The sequence below is a fragment of the Zoogloea oleivorans genome (assembly GCF_008107625.1).
Classification (GTDB): domain Bacteria; phylum Pseudomonadota; class Gammaproteobacteria; order Burkholderiales; family Rhodocyclaceae; genus Zoogloea; species Zoogloea oleivorans.
On record NZ_SDKK01000021.1, the window covers coordinates 1 to 19,480 of the forward strand.

Genomic DNA, 19,480 nt, shown 5'->3' on the forward strand with positions numbered 1-19,480 from the left:
CTAGTCAGTTTCGTCCATGCCGGTTTCAGTGATCTGCCGGTGATTGTGCTGCATGCCGATGACGGACTCACTGCCGGCAACGCCGTGAGTGCCAGCCTTTCCTTCGCACCGACTGCCGGCCAGCCCTCGCTGACTCCCATAGTGATCGTCGAAAGCCCGCCATCCACCCCGCAGGCGGCGCAACTGATCGTTCCGGCGGAGCCCGCCAGTAGTTCGCCTGCCCTAGTCAAGCCTGTTGTTGCGCAGAAGGCTGTCGTCCCGCTCACCTCTGTTGGCATGCAGGAGAGTCGGACCGTCCAGGACGCCGAGACGGGAGTGGGGATGATGCCAACGCTGAACGTGGATATGTCGTCAAACGACAGGCCGGAAGTGAGGCGTCAGGCAGCGGGGGGACTCGTCCGCTTTGCTCAGGCACAGATCAAGCTCACTCTTGGTGCCAGTCCGGAAGGGCCCCTGATGGCGTTCCTGCTGACAGGGGGAGATGCCGCAGCCGGCACAGCGTCTGCTGCATCGCGGAGTTTCGACAGCACGCCCAAGCTGCCGCCCCTTGATGACGGTGCCTATGCCGATGTGCAGGTGGTTCTGCAGGCCGCTCAATTAACCGGCGTGGCGCTTTCCGTGGGTGCCGTGTGGTGGGCCAGTCGTGCCGGGGGACTGGTAGCCAGTTTGCTGATGGCGGCACCGGCATGGCGGACCTTCGATCCGCTACCGGTACTTGGGCCGGAAGACGAAGACGAACGGGATTGGGGGGAGGACATGGATGATGAGACAGCGCGGGACGAGCAGGGTGCGGCGGACTTGTTAGACGAAGCCAGAGAGGGAATGCACTCGTGAGTTTCAGGTTTTTTTCCTTCAGCCTCAGCCCGGTTGCCCGGATATCCCTTGGGTTGGTGGCGCTGTTGCTGTCCCTGCTGATGGTGGTGGACATGGTCTTTGGCCTGATTCCCGATCGCGCCAAACTGGTGCGCGACGTGCGCCAGCAAAGCAGCGAAAGCCTGGCCGTGCAGGTTGCGGTGATGCTGCAGGCGGGAGACGTCAGCACCTTGCAGCGCACGTTGCGGGAGGTGCTGGAACGCAACAAGGACTTGCGTTCGGTGGCCGTGCGCGAGGAGGGGGGCAGCATTACCGCCCAGGCCGGCGAGCATGCACGCTACTGGGCACCGCCGGAGGATGGATCGTCCACCCTGACCCAGGTGCGCGTGCCGGTGCTGGCCGACGGCAGACCGTGGGGAACGGTGGAACTGGCTTTTCGCCCGGTTTTGCCGGAAACCTTTATCGAGTGGCTTACCTATCCGTCGCTGGTCGCCCTGGTGGTGATCGGTCTGGGCGCCTTTCTTGCCTTTTACCTGTACATGCGACGGGTACTCGAATATCTCGATCCGGCCAAGGCGATTCCCGACCGGGTCCGGACAGCCTTCGATACCCTCGCTGAAGGGGTGCTGATTCTCGACAAGCAGGGGCGGGTCGTACTGGCCAACAAGACGTTTCGCAACTTCCACCCGGCAGCCCAGGAGGACATGACCGGCAAGCATGTGCTTGAACTGGAGTGGCTGGTGAATGGCTTTCATGTGTCGCCGGATGATTTTCCCTGGTCCCGTGCGATGGCGTCCGGCACCAACCTGGGAGATGAGACTCTGGAGATCAACCAGCCTGGGGAGGCTTCGGAGCCGCTGCGGACCATCGTCAGCTGTGCGCCGATCCAGGATGGTCATGGGCGTCTGCGGGGTTGTATGGTGAGCTTTTCCGACGTCACGATGCTGCATCGCATTAATGATCAGTTGCTGATCACGCTGACCGATCTGGAGGCTTCGAAGGAGGAGATCCGTCACCAGAACGAGGAACTGCATCGTCTGGCGACGCGTGATCCGATGACCGGTTGCCTCAACCGCCGGGCCTTCTTCGGTGCTGCCGACCCCCTTTACGCGACCCTGCAGGCAGAAGGTGAAGAGGTGTGCTGCATCATGAGCGACATCGACCACTTCAAGTCATTTAACGACCGTTACGGCCATGCGGTTGGCGACCAGGTCATCAAGTCGGTGGCCAAGTGCCTCGGCTCCGAACTGCGCGAAGTGGACATGCTGTGCCGCTACGGCGGCGAGGAGTTCTGCATCATGCTGCCCGGCTCCACCGCCGAGCAGGCTGCCGAAGTGGCCGAGAGGCTGCGTTTCTCGATCGAGAACCATGCCGGGGCCGCTGTGCGCGATATCCCCGGCATTCGCATTACCTCGAGCTTCGGCGTGGCGTCGATCAAGCTGGGGGCGAAAGACCCGGCCGAGCTTATCGACCAGGCTGACAACGCCCTCTACCAGTCGAAGCAGACCGGCCGCAACAAGGTGTCTGTCTGGGCCGGTGAGCGTTCGGTAAGTTCAACGGTGGAAGCCACGCATCAGGGCTTGCCCGGCTCGGTTACGAAGGCGACCTTGCCAAGCCCGTGACGGCTGGCCGATGAGAGCAGCTGGGCCACATGGTCGTACTCGGCATGCTTGTCCACCTGCAGGTGGAGTTCCGGCTGGGGCTGTCGGGTGGCGGCGGTCTGCAGGCGCTCGTCAAGGGCGGCCAGCGGCACGCTTTCCCCGTTCCACGACAGTCCGCCTTCGGCATTGATCGACAAGTTGATCTTCTCCGGCTTGATTTCCTCTTGCTGGCTGCTGGCCTTGGGCAAGTCCAGCTTCACCGCGTGATTGATCACCGGCACGGTGATGATGAAGATGATCAGCAGCACCAGCATGACGTCCACCAGCGGCGTCATGTTGATCTCCGACATCACGTCGCCGTCGTCGTCATTGAATCCCGAATGAAAACTCATCGTGCTTCCTTCCGGGCGGGCAGGGGATGGAGGTTGGCCGGGGTCTTGCGTACTTTGCCGCCGGTGACCAGGAAGGCATGCAGGTCGTGGGCGAAGTGCTTCAGGCGGGCCAGGATTTCCTTGTTGCCGCGCACCAGGGCGTTGTAGCCGAGCACCGCCGGAATCGCCACGGCCAGGCCGCCGGCGGTCATCACCAGCGATTCACCCACCGGGCCGGCGACCTTGTCGAGAGTCGCCTGACCGGCGGCGCCGATGCCGATCAGCGCGTGGTAGATGCCCCACACCGTGCCGAACAGGCCGATGAACGGTGCCGTGCTGCCTACCGAGGCGAGAATCGACAGCCCGCCCTGCATGCGGCCGGTGGCATCGTCGATCGACTGGCGCATGGTGCTGGTGATCCAGTCGTTCAGGTTGAGCACGCCGTGCAGCTCGTTCTGGTGATTGACGTGGTGATTGACGGCCTCGGTGCTGAGGGTGGCCAGGGCGTGGAAGGGGTTGTCGTCCTTGTTCGGGCTGAGGGCCGCCATGCCTTCATCGAAACTGGTGGCGTGCCAGAACTGCTTGGCGCCGCTGCTCATCCGGCGTAACTGCACCAGACTCCAGGCCTTCACGAAGATCACCGACCAGGAGGCCAGCGACATGAGGATCAGGATGATGGCGACGGCGTGGGATACCGTGTCGCCCTGGGCCCAGATCTGGCCAAAACTGAAAGTGGATTCGTTCATGGGGTTTCCTTCCTAGGACGCAGAGTTGAGTGTGTAAATGATGGGTACCTTGACGCTGCCGGCAACAGCCTGGTCGCCTTGCCGGGCGGGCACGAAGCGCCAGTGGCGCAGCACTGTTTCGCGGGCCGAATCGTCGAGCCGCGGGAAGCCGCTGCTCTGGGCGATGCTGACCTCCAGCGGACGACCGTCGGCACCCACATGGACCTTGAGCAGCACGCGGCCTTCTTCACCCATGCGTTTTGACGGCGTGGGGTAGGGTGGCGCCGGGTTGGACAGGTAAGCCGCGTCGAATTTTGGGGAAACCATGGCCACCGGGGCTTCTTTCGCCGGGCCCGGTGCGGGGGGCGTAGAGGGTGCGGCTTGCGCAACTGGTGCAGAGATTTCCACCGGATTAGCGGCAGTGGCCGCGGAGGTGAGAATGGTTTGCTGCGTCGGTTTGCTGGCTGCGACCGGCTTGGGCTGGACGGTCGGAGTCGGCTTGCTTTCCTTCGTCTTGACGGGCTCGGGGCGCGGAGCCGGTTTTGGCGTCGGCTCGCTGGGGGAAACCAGGCTGACCGTCATGTAGGGCTGCGGCGGCGTGATCGGTTCGCTGAATTCGCCGATGTTGGCAACAATCACGGCCAGCAGCGTCCCGTGGAGCAGGGTGGCCACGCCCATGCCAACAAGGCTGCGGCGGGCAGAGGAAGCCCTTCCGGCCGGAGCCTGAGTCGGGAAGGGGGCCTGCAGTTGTGGCACTGCGGCACGTGGCGCGGGGATGGCTGCATTCATGTCGGTCTCCAGTCGGGAAGCATCCTGGCTGGCTTGCGACATGCCCTTTGGCTGTAGCTGGCTGGCTGAGATTTGTTCGCATCACAAGTCGTGACCTGACTGGCCTGCTCGATTAATGCAAATGCGAACGATTTGCATTCTATTGCTCACGCTGCGCTGCGTCAAGCGCAAGCCCGCGTCGGGAATTTCTCCCATAGTGAAATCACCGCTCCTTGCGTAGCCTTCGCGGAAATACAAAAACCGGAGGCAGACAAGCCATGCAGCACCCCAAGCGCGATATTTCCGTCCACGTTTCCCGCCAGTCTCAAGCCCCTGGCCTGCGTCTTCGCCCGCTGGTACTCGCCCTCGGCGCCGCCTTCGCCGTTACGGCCCAGGCGGCTGATGAGCTGACCGGTGTGGCGCCGACCGTGACCGTCATCGGCCAGACCCCGCTGCCTGGCCTGGAGCTGCCGATCAGCCACATTGCGGCGCCGGTGCAGGCCGTCACCGCACAGGACATCGACAACAGTCAGGCGCTGGATGTCGCCTCCTTCATGAACCGCAAGCTGAACGGCGTGCACGTCAATGAAGTGCAGGGCAATCCCTTCCAGATGGACGTTAACTACCGCGGCTATACCGCCTCGCCGCTCCTTGGCACGCCTCAGGGGCTGTCGGTGTACCTCGACGGGGTGCGTATCAACCAGCCCTTCGGCGACGTGGTGAGCTGGGATCTGATTCCCAAGGCGGCGATTGCCTCGATGAACATGATGCCGGGTTCCAATCCGCTGTTCGGCCTTAACACGCTGGGTGGTGCGCTGGCCATCCAGACCAAGGAAGGGCGCAGTCATCCGGGCTCGTCGGTGCAAGTCACGGCCGGCTCCTACGGGCGTCGCTCCATCGAGATCGAGCACGGCGGCTTCAACGACAAGGGTCTGGAGTGGTTCATCACCGCCAATCAGTTCCAGGAGAACGGCTGGCGCACCAATTCCCCGTCCGAGATTCGCCAGGTGTTCGGCAAGTTTGGCTGGCAGGATGCCCGTAGCGACCTGGATCTGGCCATTTCCTACGCCGACAACAAGATGAACGGCAACGGCTTGCAGGAAGGTCGTTTGCTGGAGCAGGACTACAGCGGCATTTACACCCAGCCGGACATTACCAAGAACCGGTCGATGTTCCTGAACCTGACCGGCAAGCACAGCCTCAACGACACCACGCTGCTGTCGGGCAACGTGTATTACCGCAAGATCAACAGCTCGACCTATAACGGCGATCTGAACGAGAACGCCCTCGAGAACCAGGTCTATCAACCGAATCAGACCGAACGGGATGCGCTGACGGCTGCTGGCTACAGCGGTTTCCCTACCGCCGGCGCGAATGCGGGCAATACGCCTTTTCCTTACTGGCGCTGCATCGCCAACACCCTGCTGGCTGACGAGCCGAACGAGAAATGTACGGGCCTGATCAACACCACCCGAACCTCGCAGGAAAGCCTTGGCCTGTCCGGACAGCTATCCCTGTCGAATGACCTGGCCGGGCGCAAGAACCTGTTCATCGCCGGCGCCGCGTACGACCAGAGCAACATCCACTTCGAACAGTCTGGCCAGTACGGCTACATCAACGCCGATCGTAGCGTGACGCCGGTGAATGCCTATGCTGACGGCTCCCAGAATGCGGGTGCCGGCGAGTCCGCCCTCGATTCACGGGTGAACCTGGGTGGTCGTACCCGCACCTGGAGCCTCTTTGCCACCGACACGCTGTCGCTCAATCGGCACTGGCATGCCACCTTGTCGGGCCGCTACAACCGGACCGTGATCAAGAACCAGGACAACCTGAACCCGGGTGGCGGCATCGACTCCCTCGACGGCAACCACACCTTCGACCGCTTCAATCCCGCACTTGGCCTCACCTTCGCCCCGTCCCCTGCCTGGAACGCCTACGTGGGTTACAGCGAAGGCAGCCGCACCCCGACCTCCGTCGAACTGGGCTGTGCCAACCCGGACAACCCCTGCAAGCTGCCCAACGCCATGGCCGGAGATCCGCCCCTCAAGCAGGTCGTGACCAAGACTTGGGATCTGGGTTTGCGCGGACAACTTAACGCCAACACTGTCTGGAATGCCGGCCTGTTCCGCGCCGACAACCATAACGACATTCTTTTCGTGGCCGATGACCAGTCCGGTTTCGGCTACTTCAAGAACTTCGGCAAGACGCGCCGGCAGGGCCTTGAACTGGGTGGCAGTACCCGTCTGGGTGCCCTCAGCCTGGCAGTCAACTACACTTGGCTCGATGCGACCTACCAGACCCCGGAGGAGGTCGGTGGCACCGGCAACAGCACCAACGAAGAGGGGGCCGGCCTGGAAGGGGCGATCCAGATCAAGCCGGGTAACCGCATTCCGCTGATTCCCGAGCATCTGCTCAAAGCCTCGGCCAACTACCGTGTCAATTCTGCGCTGACCGTCGGGACCGACCTGATCGGCGTTTCAGGTTCCTATGCGCGCGGCAACGAAAACAACCAGCACCGGGCGGATGGCTCCCACTACCTCGGCTCCGGGCGCTCGGCGGGTTACACGGTGATGAACCTGACCGCCCGCTACCAGGTCAGCCGCGGCCTGCAGGTCTTTGGCCAGGTCAACAACCTGTTCGACCGTGAGTTCACCACCGCGGCCCAACTGGGTTCCACGGCGTTTTCTGCCAGCGGCGGAGTGCTCACTCAGCCCTTCGGGCAAAACGCGGGCGGCGATTACCCGCAGGTCGGCTCGACCTTCTACGCTCCGGGCGCCCCGCGCACCCTGTGGGTAGGGCTGCGCTACACGCTTTGAGTGTTTTGCAGGGGCCCGTTCATGGACATGACCAGCCTCCTGATGCGCCGCGCGGCGTGGATTTCTGCGGCCTGCTTCAGCGTCGTGCTGGCGCTGGCCGCCGCGCGGGCCCAACTCGACATCCGCCAGGAAAGCCAGGGGGCTGACCAGGTGGCCCGGCTTGTCGGCGAACTGGCAGCCCTGCAGAGCGTTGACCGCCAGGCGCTCGATCAACAGGTGGACAAGCTGCGGGAGATCAGTCGCTCCGGCGTCCTGCGCCACCTGGATTTTCAGCTGCAGGACGACGCCGGGCAGATCCTCATCCCCACCGCACTGGCCACCGATGCCGGCCAGACCCGCCTGCAACTGCGTCGGGCCGACGGCAGCAGCTTCCAGGCCACGCTGATTTCCAACCCGGCCAGCGAGAAAGCGGAAGCCCTCGCCAACATCGCCGGCATGGCCGGCCTGTTCCTCGCCTATGGTCTGGCCATGCTGGCCGGCCTCTACTGGGCAGTGCGCTACGCGTTTGTGCCGCTGCGCGGCATCGTCGGAGCGATTGCCACCTATCGCAAGCGCGATTTCAGCATCCGTCTGCCGCGTCTGCCGGTGAAGGAACTGGACCACATCGCAGGGGCTCTCAATCACCTGGCTGAAGCCCTTGCCACGGCCGAGGCGCAGCAGAAGCGCCTGTCCTTGCAGATGCTGACCCTGCAGGAGGACGAAAGGGCGCGTCTGGCCATTGAACTTCACGAGCAGTTTGGCCAGGGGCTGACAGCCCTGCGCGCCAATGTGGCCTACCTGATGCGCCAGACGGCGGACAATCCGCGCGTGCATGGCGTGGTGCTCGATCTGGAAAGCCAGAGTGCGACGATCCACCATGGAATTCGCACGCTGCTGCGTCAGTTGCAGCCCCAAGGGGCAACGGACGATGTGCCGGAGACGGTGAGCCTGCCCCCGCTTCTGCACGAACTGGTCAAAAGCTGGCAGGATGCACCCGGTCAGCGCAGTGCCTACCGTCTCGCCGTGGAGCCGGTGGATCTGCGCCTTCCCCGCGAACTCAGCCTGACCCTCTACCGCATGACCCAGGAAGCCCTTGCCAATATTGCCCGCCACGCCGATGCCCGTCGGGTGGACATCTCCCTGCGCCTTTCCACTGATTCGCCCAACACGCTGTGCTGGACAGTGAGTGACGACGGCGTGGGCATTGCCGTCCTCGAAACGGCGATCTGCCACGGCAACGGACTGGCCGGCATCCGCGAGCGGGTATGGGCCCACGGCGGATACATCGACATCGGCCCGGCCACGGAAGGCGCGGCACGCCCCGGCCTGTGCCTGGCGGCCCGACTGCCGGTGGAGACTGCACGGTGAGCGGCAAGCTGCGGGTCGTGCTGGCCGACGATCACGCGGTCGTGCGTACCGGTTACCGGCGCCTGCTGGAACTCGAAGACGACATGGAAGTGGTGGCGGATTTCGGCGACAGCGATGCCGCCTGCCAGTGGTTCGCTTCCCACGCGGCCGACGTGCTGGTGCTGGATCTGTCGATGCCCGGTCGTGGCGGGCTCGAAACCCTGGCTCGCGTGAAGCTGCGCCGGCCGGGCCTGCGCGTGCTGATCTTCTCCATGCACGACAGCCCGGCCATGGTCGGTCAGGCCCTGCGGGCGGGGGCCGATGGCTATCTCACCAAAAGCAGCGATCCGGATTCGCTGATCGAAGCGGTGCGCCAGGTGGCCCGGGGAGAACGCCCCCTGTCGCCTGATGTGGCCGGGGCGCTGTCAGCGGGCGGGACGCCGTCGCATCTGGCACTGTCACTGCGCGAGTTCGAGATTTTTCGTCTTCTGGCTGCGGGCCGGACGGTGGAGGAGATTGCGATCCGTCTGTTCCTGAGCGCCAAGACGGTGGCCAACTACCAGACCGGTATTCGCCAGAAGACGGGCCTGTCGAGTGTTCTCGACATGTACCGTCATGCCGAGGCGCACAAGCTTCTCGACGGCACCGAATAGGCAGGAAAAAGGCCTGGCGGGGCAGGGCGCCCCGCCGGATGAATCAGTGGTGTTCTTCGTTCAACTCGGCAACCGAATCGAACTCTCGCTGGTTGGCGTCGTGGCGACGCTTGACCATGTACATGGTGCCTGCCACGAACAGACCGAAGGCAATAACGACCGTATTGATGGAGAAGTCCGAGCTGATCAGGAAGGCGTACAGCCCCGTCATGATCAGGATCGACAGGTTTTCGTTGAAGTTCTGGACGGCGATGGAATGGCCGGCCCCCATCAGGATATGCCCGCGGTGCTGCAGCAGCGCATTCATCGGCACCACGAAGAAACCGGACAGGGCACCGATCAGCACCATCAGGGCCATGGCCAGATTGATGTCGGTGACAAAGACCATCACATTCACGATGATCCCCATGGCGATGCCCAGAGGAATCACCTTGACCGATGCCTTCATCGATACCATTTTGGCCGCCAGGATCGCGCCGATCGCTACCCCGATGGCGACCACGCCCTGAAGCATGGAAGCCTTTGACAGGTCGAGATGCAGCGCCTGCTCGGCCCACTTGATCACGATGAATTGCAGGGTCGCGCCAGCCCCCCAGAAGAGGGTGGTGGTTGCCAGGGAGATCTGACCCAGCTTGTCGCGCCACAAGAGACGCAGACAGTGGTTGAAGTCGTGCAGCAGGTAGAGGGGGTTTTTCTTGAGGACTTTATGGTCAACCCCGGTATCCGGCACCTTGAGGTTGAACAGGGCGGCTGTCAGGTAGAGGATGCCGACCACGGTCAGCGCCATTTCGGGCACGGTGTCTATGCCGGTATCGATCAGGGGCAGATCAAACCCGAGGAGGGTCTGGGAGATGGCCGGCTTGATGAGCATGCCGCCTACCAGCGTCCCGAGGATGATTGCGCCCACCGTCAGGCCTTCGATCCAGCCGTTCGCCACCACCAGCAGGCGATGGGGCAGGTACTCGGTAAGAATGCCGTACTTGGCGGGCGAATAGGCCGCCGCGCCGAGCCCGACAATGGCGTAGGCGGCCAGCGGATGGATACCGAAAAACATCATCGAGCAGCCGAAGATCTTGATGGTGTTGCTGATCAGCATCACCCGCCACTTGGGCATCGAGTCCGCAAAGGCGCCCACAAAGGCCGCCAGCAGCACGTACGACAGGGTGAAGAACAGCTTGAGCAGCGGTTCGTATTCCTGGGGGGACTGCATCTCCCGAAGCACATAGATGGAAGCAATCAGCAAGGCATTGTCGGCGAGCGCAGAAAAGAACTGCGCAGCCATGATCATGTAGAAACCGAAGGGCATCGCCGGGAGATGGAAGCTCGGTGAATTTTATGGACGGCGCTTTATACCACGAAGGCCATGACCACTTCTGGCGACGAGATCAATGTTGTGATTCAATAGGGTATTCATAAACCGGATTTATGAGCCATGGCGGATCGTCGTCTCCAGGTTTTTCACGCGGTTGCCCGGCACGGTTCGTTTACCCGTGCCGCCGAAGCCTTGTTCATGACGCAGCCGGCGGTGACCTTCCAGATCAAACAGCTGGAAGAGCAATACAACACCCGCCTGTTCGATCGGGGTCACGGGCGGGTCACCCTGACGGCGGCCGGCGAGCTGGTCATGGCCTACGCCGAACGAATCCTCGGCCTGACCGACGAGCTCGAGTCGCGAGTCTCCGAGTTGACCGACGAACTCTCCGGCATTCTTCACCTGGGCACCAGCACGACCATCGCCGGCTACTGGCTGCCCTTCCTGCTGGAAGGTTTCAAGCGGCGCTATCCGCGGGTCATCCCGCGGGTCTCGGTGGGTAACTCCCAGTTGATCGAAAGCCGGGTGATGGACCGCAACCTGGACGTCGGCCTGATCGAGATCGTTACCGAGCAGCCGACCCTCGACCGGCGCCGGGCTGGCACGGATGAACTGCAACTGATCGTGGCCCCCGACCATCCGCTGGCCGGCGAAAAGTCAGTGCGGGCCGAGCAATTGGTGATGTATCCGCTGATCCATCGGGAACCGGGCAATGCCATTCGCGATTTGGTGGACCAGTTCTTTGCCTCCGCCGGAATCCCCTTCGAAGACCTCAACGTCACCGCCGAACTCGGCAGTCTGTCTACGGTCAAGCACATGGTTGCCAAGGGGTTCGGTGTCGCGATCGCTTCGGCGGCGGCCATCCGCAGTGCGGTGAAGGCCGGGCGACTGGTGGGCATTCCTCTCGAGCCTCGCCTGTATACCCCGCTTGAAGTCATCGTGCTGAAGGACAAGTTCCGCTCTCGCCTCGTCAATACCTTTGCCGATTTCGTCACCGAGGAAATCGTCCGCATGTCGTCTGCCACCAAAAACTGAAAACCATGCCTCGTCCGATCCGTGCCTCCATCGACCTGGAGGCCCTGCGTCACAACTATCTTCTCGCCAAAAAACGTGCCGGCCATGCCCGGGCCTTTGCCGTCATCAAGGCCAACGCCTACGGCCACGGCCTCGATCAGGCGCTCCGCGCCCTCGGTGACATCGCCGACGGCTTCGCGCTGCTCGATCTTGCCGAAGCCCGTGCCGTGCGCGCTGCCGGCCTGACCCAGCCAATCGCCCTGCTGGAAGGTTTTTTCGAGCCGACCGACCTGGCTGAGGTGGTCGCCCTCGGGCTGACCCCGGCGATCCACAGCGAAACCCAGCTGGCCATGCTCGAACGGGCGGCACTGGCCGGACCGCTGGACGTACTGTTAAAGATCAATTCCGGCATGAACCGGCTGGGCTTTCGCGCCGACGACTTTGCGACTGCCCTGGCGCGTCTGCGTGCGGTGCCCGGGGTGCGCGAGATCACCCTGATGACCCATTTCGCCCGTGCCGACGATGAGACGGGCGTGGGGACCCAGCTGGCCTTCTTCAAGCGCCTGACCGAGGGGCTTGAGCTGCCCGTCAGTCTCGCCAATTCGGCCGCGCTGTTGCGCTTCCCGGAAGCTGTCGGGCACATCGTGCGGCCCGGCATCATGCTCTACGGCGGCTCGCCGATGCCCGGCATGCTGAGCGCCGAGGCCATCGGCCTGCGTCCGGTCATGACCCTCACCAGCGAGATCATCGGTGTGCAGGAGATCGACGCCGGTGACCGGGTGGGCTACGGTGGCACTTTCGAGGCAACAGGGCCGACGCGTGTTGGTGTTGTGGCCTGCGGGTATGCCGACGGCTACCCGCGCCATGCCCCCACCGGTACACCGATCCTCGCCGGCGGGCGCCGCACGCGCATCCTCGGGCGGGTGTCGATGGACATGCTCGCCTGCGACCTGACCCACCTCCCGGATGTCGGCATCGGCACGTCTGTCACCCTTTGGGGGGATGGCCTGTCCGCCGACGAGGTGGCTACCGCCGCCGGCACCATCAGTTACGAGTTGTTCTGTGCGCTGGCTGCGCGGGTACCGGTGACGGTACGCGGAGCACAGGCCTGATGGCCAAGACGAAAACGGTCCATGTGTGCTCCGAGTGCGGTGGCAAGTCGCCCCGCTGGCAAGGTCAGTGCCCCCACTGCCAGGCCTGGAACACCCTGATCGAGTCCATCGTCGAACCCGAAGCGCCACCGGTGGCCAAGCGCTTCAATGCCCTTGCCGGTGAAACCGGGCGCCTGCAGACGCTGGCCGACATCAGCCCGCGAGAATCTCCCCGCGTGCCGACCGGCATCGACGAATTCGACCGGGTGCTGGGCGGCGGCCTGGTGCCGGGCGGGGTGGTGCTGATCGGCGGCGATCCGGGCATCGGCAAGTCCACGCTTTTGCTACAGGCCCTGTCGCTCCTTTCGGGCACACTCAAGGCGCTCTACGTGAGCGGTGAGGAGTCGGCCGAGCAGGTGGCCCTGCGGGCCTCACGCCTGCAGCTGGACGCCCGCAGCCTGCAACTGCTGCCGGAAATCAACCTGGAACGTATTCTCGGCACCTTGCGTGCCGAGCGTCCCGACGTGGCGGTGATCGACTCGATCCAGACCGTCTATTCCGAATCCCTTGGCTCGGCGCCGGGCTCGGTGGCACAGGTCCGCGAATGCGCAGCCCAGCTCACACGCTTTGCCAAGCAGAGCGGCACCACGCTGATCCTGGTCGGCCACGTTACCAAGGATGGCACTCTGGCCGGTCCGCGGGTGCTCGAGCACATCGTCGATACGGTGCTGTACTTCGAGGGTGACACCCACTCCAGCTTCCGGCTGGTGCGGGCGTTCAAGAACCGCTTTGGTGCGGTGAACGAGCTGGGCGTTTTCGCGATGACTGACAAAGGCCTGAAGGGCGTTTCCAACCCGTCGGCAATCTTTCTGTCCCAGCACGGACAGCAGCAGGTACCCGGATCCTGTGTACTGGTCACTCAGGAGGGCACGCGACCGCTGCTGGTGGAGATTCAGGCGCTGGTCGATACCGCCCACAGCCCCAGTCCGCGGCGCCTGTCAGTCGGGCTGGAGCAGAACAGGCTGGCCATGCTGCTGGCAGTGCTGCACCGGCACGCCGGCGTGGTGTGCTTCGACCAGGACGTGTTCGTGAATGCGGTCGGTGGTGTGAAGATTGCCGAGCCGGCAGCCGATCTGGCCGTGCTGCTGGCGATCGTCTCGTCGCTGACCAATCGGCCGCTGCCGCGCGAGCTGGTGGTGTTTGGCGAGGTGGGCCTGGCGGGAGAGATCCGGCCGGCACCACGCGGTCAGGAACGCCTCAAAGAGTCGGCCAAACTGGGCTTCACAGTGGCGTTGGTGCCCAAGGCGAATGCGCCGAAGCACGAGATCCCGGGGATGCGGGTGGTGGCCGTAGACCGCATAGAGGAAGCCCTGGAACGCATGCGTGAGCTGGCTTTGGCGTGAAAGCATGGGTTTCAGGCGACAAAGTTGCGGAAATCCTCGAGATTGGTGCCACAGCTGGAAAAGAGCAAGGTAAGCTACCGCCCGCGGGTGGTGTAATGCGCTGCAGGCGTAAGGCGTCACCTGTTTCAGCTCCTGTATCCACCCATTTCTTTCATTACTAATTACGAGCTATGAACAAGACTGAATTGATCGATGCGCTGGCTGGCAAGAGTGGTTTGACCAAGGCTGATGCCGGCCGTGCCGTTGATGGCGTTATTGAAACCATTACCGAAGCTCTGGCCAAGGGCGAAAGCGTGACCCTCGTCGGTTTCGGCACCTTCGCCGTTGGCGAGCGTGCTGCCCGTGTCGGTCGTAACCCGCAAACTGGTGCTGAAATCCAGATTTCCGCTTCCAAGCAACCCAAGTTCTCTGCCGGCTCCAAGCTGAAGGACGCGGTCAACAAGTAAGACCGTGTTTGCCCCGGGCGTGCCAATGCACGCTGCGGGACACAATGCAAAATGGCGACCCTCGCTGGCCGCCATTTTTTTGCCTGCTGAAACTGTCAGGGGCTTTAACGAATGGCCTGACCGGCCGCCTTGGCCTTTTCGCGCATGGCAAGCTGGGGCTTGGCGTTGCTCAGTTCGGCCTCGTCGGCGACGATGCGGGCGGCTTCGTCAAGCAGTACATCCTTGACGTCCTTACGGGCTTTTTCGGCGGCCAGATCGGCGGCGAGACTGCGTTCACCCGATTGCAGGCCGTCGTCACGGATGGCGGCCAGCTTGTCCTTGGCATCACCCTTTTCGCGGGCCTTCAGGCGAGCTTCCTGGGTCTCCTTTTCCTTGCGCCGCTCTGTCTCGTTGAGTGAGATAAGCTTGGTTTCGCGCAGACGCCGGATTTCAGCGACGTCTTCGAGCAGCAACTGAAACTCCTTGTCCTTGCCGATGCGGGCCTGGTGGCGGCTCTGCAGAGCGGGCACGACGTCCTTCAGGTTGCCGGCTGGCTTGAAGGTCGCAGCATCGATCTGGATCCACGGCAGGGCGTTGTCGTAGCTCGATTCGCCATAGCTGTCCGGATCGGCGATGGACGGGAAGCGGATGTCCGGCGTGACGCCCTTCAATTGGGTCGTGCCGCCATTGACCCGGAAGAACTGGGCCACGGTCATCTTCAGTTCGCCGAACTTTGGCTTGTCGTTCTTGGCAACTTCATCGAGGTTGATGAGGGTCTGGACCGTACCCTTGCCGAAGCTGGATTCGCCGATGATCGGTGCGCGGCCGTAATCCTGCAGCGCCGCTGCGAAAATTTCGGATGCCGATGCGGAGCCCCGGTTGATCAGTACCGCCATCGGGCCGTCCCACGCCACGCCGGCATTGTCGTCGCTTTCCACGCCGATCTTGCCGTCCGGACGACGTTGCTGGACCACCGGCCCCTTGTCGATGAAGAGCCCGGTCAGTTCAACGGCCTCGCGCAGCGAACCACCACCGTTGTTGCGCAGATCGATCAGGAGCCCGTCCACTTTTTCCTTCTTCAGCTCATCGATAAGACGCACCACATCGCGGCTGGCGCTGCGGAATTCCTTGTCGCCACGCCGGCGGCCTTCGAAGTCTTCGTAGAAGGTGGGCAGGGTGATGACGCCGACCTTGCGCTGGACGGCGCCTTCGCTGACCTTGATGACCGACTTTTTGGCAGCCTGCTCTTCGAGCTTGATCTTGTCACGGACGAGTGAGATGAGCTTGTGCTTGCCGTCCGGGCCGCTCTCGGCGGGCAGGATGTCGAGCAGGACCTTGGTGTCCTTGGTGCCGCGGATCAGCTTGACGACTTCATCCACCCGCGAACCAACCACGTCGGAGACGCTGCCGTCGGCCTGACCCACGCCGACGATGCGGTCGCCCACCGCGAGCTTGCCCGACTTGGCCGCCGGACCGCCTGCGACCAGTTCACGGATGGTGATGTACTCGTCCCGCTCCTGCAGTACCGCGCCGATCCCGACCAGGGACAGGCGCATGGAAATGTCGAAATCGTCCGATGCGCTACGCCCCAGGTAGTTGGTGTGGGGCTCGATGGACATCGCGAAGGCGTTCATGAAAATCTGGAAAACGTCGTCGCTCTTGTTGCGCTGGGTGCGCGCCAGATAGTTGTCGTAACGTTTTTCGAGGGTTTCGCGGATCGCCTTGTCGTCCTTGCCGGCGAGCTTCAGGCGCAGCCAGTCGTTCTTGGCACGCTTGCGCCACAGGTCGCGGGCTTCGGCATCGTCCCGCGGCCACGGGGCCTTGTCGCGGGCGTAAGGGTAGCTTTCCTTCTGGCTGAAGTCGAAGCCCTGCTTGAGCTGCTCGCGGGCGGTGCTCAGGCGCTCGACCGCACGTTGTTCATAGCGCTGGAACATGGCGAAGGGAACCGCCAGGTTGCCTCGCTGGATCGCGTCGTCGAGGCGGGTGCGCGCCTCGGAAAACGCATCCACATCGCTCTGGGTGAAGAACAGCCGTTCCGGATCGAGGGATTTGAGATAGCGGTCGAAAATCTTTTCCGACAGCGCATCGTCGAGGGGCTGGGTCTTGTAATGGTAACGGCCCAGAAGCTGTGCGCTCAGGTAAGCCGTCTGGGCTTGTTCCTTGGTCGGCGCGAGGCGCAGTGTCGAGGACGGCTCCAAGGAGATCGCCTGCGTTGAGAACGCGACAGTCAGAAGGGCCAGGATCAAGCTTTTTTTCACTCGTTTACTCCGCTGCATTCGTTGGTGAGCCTTGAGAGGCAGACGCTACATGCTTCCATGGCTTCAGTCGACTGGGGAGAACCGGATTCGTTCGCATCGCGAACAAGGTAAACAAACGGGAAAGACAGGCTGGAGGCCGCTTTTGCGCAGTGGCTCGGGGGCTGGGTTTAAATGTCCGCTTACAAGTTGCCGGTGCAGAAGTGACGTCTTTGCGCTGCCCCTGCCTGTCGGCACCTGACGTTTCAAAGCCTGAACGGCCTGGTTCGCACAATAAAATGCGAAGCCAGACCGTTCAGGTCTGCTGTGCGTCGAAACGGTCAGCGTGCCCAGTGGACCCGGAGAATCTCCTCCTCCGGGTTGTAATGAAGCTGGAAATCGCCCCTGTAGGCGTGGTGGATGGCTTCGCCAATGGCGCGGGCAAGATGGGTATCGGTTGTCGTGACGATCACGCCGCCGTCCTGATGTTCGACACTCATGATTCGCTTGAGCGGGTCGTGTTGCCGTGCGCACAGTTCCTCATTGCGCAAGAGTCCCATGATTTCCGAGCGATGCACCGCGAAAAACGGCCCCGTCAAAGTGACGATGCCAGCCGGACAACGGTCATTCTCGCGGTGGCAGGCTGGGCAGATCGTATAGTTGGCATTGTCAGGAATGGAATTCCATGTCCAGTGCCCCTGTGAGAAGACCGCATGGCAATGCAGGCAGGCCGTCGGATCCGGCAGCTGCTCCCTGGTCTTGTACGCATCGTGTTTTTTCGCTGGAAAAATTCGATCAGGGCGGACTGGATGGAATCCAGGGGGAATGGCAATGTTTGACATCTCTTATTCTCCAGTGCAAAAAATACTCTGCAAATCGTTGATCCGGAGGTAAAAGTTCCGGCTCCCTCGGCGTGATTTCTTGTAGATTTGTTTTCTTATGCGGATAGATATTAAATTTGTTCTCTTTTCGATAACAATACGGAAATCAGACTAATTAAATTACTAGTAAGTGTGTAGTGGTTGGTGCTGCTGTCGCCGAAAAGCCTAGGATATTCCGGTTTGTGAACGTACCAAGTTTTCTTGAATTCCTTGAAAAGTCAGGATTCACAGCTTGCGACTACTCACTTTGCAGTAGTGAAAATACGAAAAATGTGTATTTTTGTGGTTTTCTACAGGACGTATTCTTCTGTCTTATCCCTCTTTTATGAGCAGAAAGGTTTTTAATGATCATGAGTTGCAGGGACTTTGCAACGAAGTCGCGTCAGCCGGATCTGGATGCTTTATCGGGGGTTGATTCCGATTTGCCGGTTATTGACCGGATAAAAATGATCTCGGAAAATTACGGGAAAGTGATCGGCGTATTCCGGATTCCGGAGTCGATCATTGGTCATAGCAAAAGCCGTTTCTTTTTTGTTGATTTCTCCACACCCATTGAAGCAATTCGTGCCGCGCGGGCGATGCAATGCGAACTCTGCGGCCTGTCGACACTCGTTGTTGTCGTTTCACAGAAAAGACTTGACGCATTGCCAGTGCTCACCGGCAGTGGAATTCAATAGTGTTCTCCGGGCCAAAGCCAAACGGGATTCCCGTGGAATCGGCCATGTTCACCTCGCCAAGCTCGGAGACGCGAAGTGCGATGGCCCGGCGCAGGTGGAAGAGACCGTCGGCAAGCGCTTCGCAGCTCATGTCGGATTTGCTCGCCGAAGTCGACGTCAAGATCAATGGCGGCCGTTCTTATGACATGCTTATCCATCATCCGCAGACCGCGGAGCGGATACTGGCCTGCGGAAGTCTCGGGCTGGGTGAAAGCTACATGGATGGCTGGTGGGATTGCCCGCGGCTGGATGAGTTCATCGCCCGAATCCTCGCGGCGCGCCTTGACGAACAGGTGAACAATTTTTCCGTGTTGATGCAGGGCCTGCGGGCACGCCTGTTCAACCTGCAAAACATACGTCGTGCCTGGCGGGTAGGCGAGCATCACTATGATCTTGGCAATGATTTTTTCGCGGCCATGCTCGACAGCCACCTGACCTACAGTTGCGGCTACTGGGCCGAAACCAACTCCCTTGAGGCCGCGCAGACCGCCAAGCTCGACCTCATCTGCCGCAAACTCGGACTACAGCCGGGAATGCGTCTGCTGGATATCGGTTGCGGTTGGGGCAGCCTCATGAAGTTCGCGGCAGAGAACTATGGCGTGCAATGCCTGGGCCTGACCATTTCACGCGAGCAGGCCGAGCATGGCAGCCTCCGCTGTGCCGGTTTGCCGGTCGAGTTTCGTTTGCAGGATTACCGGGAGTTCAATCGCAGTGGCCACCAGCGCTTCGAGCGGGTTGCTTCTGTGGGCATGTTCGAGCACGTGGGGCGCAAGAACCACCAGGGCTTTTTCGAGATGGTCCGGCGTAGCGTGAGTGACGACGGGGTATTTCTTTTGCACACAATTGGCAGAAACGCTGGCCGGATCCCGACCGATCCCTGGATCGATCGCCATATTTTTCCCAATTGCGAATTGCCTTCACTGAGCCAGATTTTTGATTCTTGCGAGCAAGGATTTCTCATTGAGGATGTGCAGCATTTCGGTGCCGACTACGATCCCACTCTGCTGGCTTGGCATGAGCGCTTTGAGCAGGCGTGGCCTTCCTTTGCTCCCCGTTACGGCGAGCGCTTTCGTCGTATGTGGCGCTTTTACCTGCTGGCCTGTGCAGGCAGCTTCCGGGCCCGCGTCAATCAACTCTGGCAGCTTGTCCTGTCGCCGAAAGGAGTACCCTGCGGCTATCGGCGCCAGCTTTGAACTCACTCGATGAGTTGTCTGATTTTTATATGGAACTACGTCACTTGACAGTGGCGGTAAAAATAAAATTTCGTTTTCCGTTAGCTCGCCTCGATTGTCGCCAAGGACTTGTTTAACACGCTTGCGCGATTCTGGAAA

At 61.7% G+C, this 19,480-nt stretch carries 18 protein-coding genes; 11 read left to right on the top strand and 7 right to left on the bottom strand.

Going from position 1 to position 19,480, the window contains the following annotated elements:
• Together ETQ85_RS26330 and ETQ85_RS19100 are read left to right on the top strand one after the other, a co-directional pair.
• On the top strand, positions 1-834 hold an 834-nt coding region (locus ETQ85_RS26330; RefSeq protein ID WP_187394780.1), incomplete at its 5' end, for a hypothetical protein.
• Positions 831-2,435 carry a diguanylate cyclase gene (locus ETQ85_RS19100; protein WP_148580682.1) on the top strand — a complete coding sequence of 535 codons (1,605 nt, stop codon included), beginning with the start codon at positions 831-833 and terminating at the stop codon, positions 2,433-2,435. The genes ETQ85_RS26330 and ETQ85_RS19100, both read left to right, overlap by 4 nt.
• Here ETQ85_RS19100 and ETQ85_RS19105 read toward each other — a convergent pair.
• From ETQ85_RS19105 to ETQ85_RS19115, 3 genes are read right to left on the bottom strand one after another with little or no spacing between them, the layout of a single operon-like run.
• Positions 2,387-2,806, bottom strand: a complete 420-nt coding sequence (locus ETQ85_RS19105) for an ExbD/TolR family protein (RefSeq protein WP_148580683.1) — start codon at positions 2,804-2,806, stop codon at positions 2,387-2,389. The genes ETQ85_RS19100 and ETQ85_RS19105 overlap by 49 nt on opposite strands.
• Positions 2,803-3,531: a MotA/TolQ/ExbB proton channel family protein gene (locus ETQ85_RS19110; RefSeq protein WP_148580684.1), complete on the bottom strand. Its 729-nt coding sequence runs from the start codon at positions 3,529-3,531 to the stop codon at positions 2,803-2,805. The genes ETQ85_RS19105 and ETQ85_RS19110 overlap by 4 nt, the downstream gene beginning before the upstream one ends.
• 12 nt (positions 3,532-3,543) lie before the next feature.
• Positions 3,544-4,299, bottom strand: coding sequence for an energy transducer TonB (locus ETQ85_RS19115; RefSeq protein ID WP_246128823.1), 756 nt, complete (start codon positions 4,297-4,299; stop codon positions 3,544-3,546).
• Between the two features lie 257 nt (positions 4,300-4,556).
• Here ETQ85_RS19115 and ETQ85_RS19120 point away from each other — a divergent pair, with 257 nt between their 5' ends.
• From ETQ85_RS19120 to ETQ85_RS19130, 3 genes are read left to right on the top strand one after another with little or no spacing between them, the layout of a single operon-like run.
• Positions 4,557-7,094 carry a TonB-dependent receptor gene (locus tag ETQ85_RS19120; RefSeq protein ID WP_148580685.1) on the top strand — a complete coding sequence of 846 codons (2,538 nt, stop codon included), beginning with the start codon at positions 4,557-4,559 and terminating at the stop codon, positions 7,092-7,094.
• Between the two features lie 21 nt (positions 7,095-7,115).
• Positions 7,116-8,441: a sensor histidine kinase gene (locus ETQ85_RS19125; protein ID WP_148580686.1), complete on the top strand. Its 1,326-nt coding sequence runs from the start codon at positions 7,116-7,118 to the stop codon at positions 8,439-8,441.
• Positions 8,438-9,073 carry a response regulator transcription factor gene (locus ETQ85_RS19130; RefSeq protein ID WP_246128824.1) on the top strand — a complete coding sequence of 212 codons (636 nt, stop codon included), beginning with the start codon at positions 8,438-8,440 and terminating at the stop codon, positions 9,071-9,073. The genes ETQ85_RS19125 and ETQ85_RS19130 overlap by 4 nt, the downstream gene beginning before the upstream one ends.
• 43 nt (positions 9,074-9,116) lie before the next feature.
• Here ETQ85_RS19130 and lplT read toward each other — a convergent pair whose 3' ends face one another.
• Positions 9,117-10,379, bottom strand: a complete 1,263-nt coding sequence (lplT, locus tag ETQ85_RS19135; protein WP_148580688.1) for a lysophospholipid transporter LplT — start codon at positions 10,377-10,379, stop codon at positions 9,117-9,119.
• 126 nt (positions 10,380-10,505) lie between these two features.
• Here lplT and ETQ85_RS19140 point away from each other — a divergent pair, with 126 nt between their 5' ends.
• The 4 genes from ETQ85_RS19140 to ETQ85_RS19155 all read left to right on the top strand — a co-directional run bounded on the left by ETQ85_RS19140 (position 10,506) and on the right by ETQ85_RS19155 (position 14,339).
• On the top strand, positions 10,506-11,420 hold the full coding sequence (locus tag ETQ85_RS19140; protein ID WP_148580689.1) for a LysR family transcriptional regulator: 915 nt from the start codon (positions 10,506-10,508) through the stop codon (positions 11,418-11,420).
• A 5-nt stretch (positions 11,421-11,425) separates the two neighbouring features.
• Complete coding sequence (gene alr, locus ETQ85_RS19145; protein WP_148580690.1) at positions 11,426-12,511, top strand: alanine racemase; 1,086 nt, start codon at positions 11,426-11,428, stop codon at positions 12,509-12,511.
• Positions 12,511-13,893 (top strand): DNA repair protein RadA, encoded by a 1,383-nt coding sequence (radA, locus tag ETQ85_RS19150; protein WP_148580691.1) that lies wholly within the window; start codon positions 12,511-12,513, stop codon positions 13,891-13,893. Before alr ends, radA begins: the two co-directional genes overlap by 1 nt.
• 170 nt (positions 13,894-14,063) lie before the next feature.
• Positions 14,064-14,339, top strand: coding sequence for an HU family DNA-binding protein (locus ETQ85_RS19155; protein WP_148580692.1), 276 nt, complete (start codon positions 14,064-14,066; stop codon positions 14,337-14,339).
• 104 nt (positions 14,340-14,443) lie between these two features.
• On the opposite strand, the gene ETQ85_RS19160 is transcribed toward ETQ85_RS19155, so the two are convergent.
• Positions 14,444-16,576, bottom strand: coding sequence for a carboxy terminal-processing peptidase (locus ETQ85_RS19160; protein WP_246128825.1), 2,133 nt, complete (start codon positions 16,574-16,576; stop codon positions 14,444-14,446).
• 317 nt (positions 16,577-16,893) lie between these two features.
• Positions 16,894-17,394 carry a BCAM0308 family protein gene (locus ETQ85_RS19165; RefSeq protein ID WP_148580694.1) on the bottom strand — a complete coding sequence of 167 codons (501 nt, stop codon included), beginning with the start codon at positions 17,392-17,394 and terminating at the stop codon, positions 16,894-16,896.
• 389 nt (positions 17,395-17,783) lie between these two features.
• Between ETQ85_RS19165 and ETQ85_RS19170 the strand changes: the two genes are divergently transcribed.
• Entirely contained in the window at positions 17,784-18,110 is a 327-nt protein-coding gene (locus ETQ85_RS19170; RefSeq protein WP_148580695.1) for an RNA-binding protein, read from the top strand.
• On the opposite strand, the gene ETQ85_RS27025 is transcribed toward ETQ85_RS19170, so the two are convergent.
• On the bottom strand, positions 18,088-18,240 hold the full coding sequence (locus ETQ85_RS27025; RefSeq protein WP_246128826.1) for a hypothetical protein: 153 nt from the start codon (positions 18,238-18,240) through the stop codon (positions 18,088-18,090). The genes ETQ85_RS19170 and ETQ85_RS27025 overlap by 23 nt on opposite strands.
• On the opposite strand from ETQ85_RS27025, the gene cfa reads away from it, so the two are divergent.
• Positions 18,239-19,342 carry a cyclopropane fatty acyl phospholipid synthase gene (gene cfa, locus ETQ85_RS19175; RefSeq protein ID WP_246128827.1) on the top strand — a complete coding sequence of 368 codons (1,104 nt, stop codon included), beginning with the start codon at positions 18,239-18,241 and terminating at the stop codon, positions 19,340-19,342. The two genes, ETQ85_RS27025 and cfa, sit on opposite strands and share 2 nt — an antisense overlap.
• The last annotated feature ends 138 nt before the right edge of the window (positions 19,343-19,480 follow it).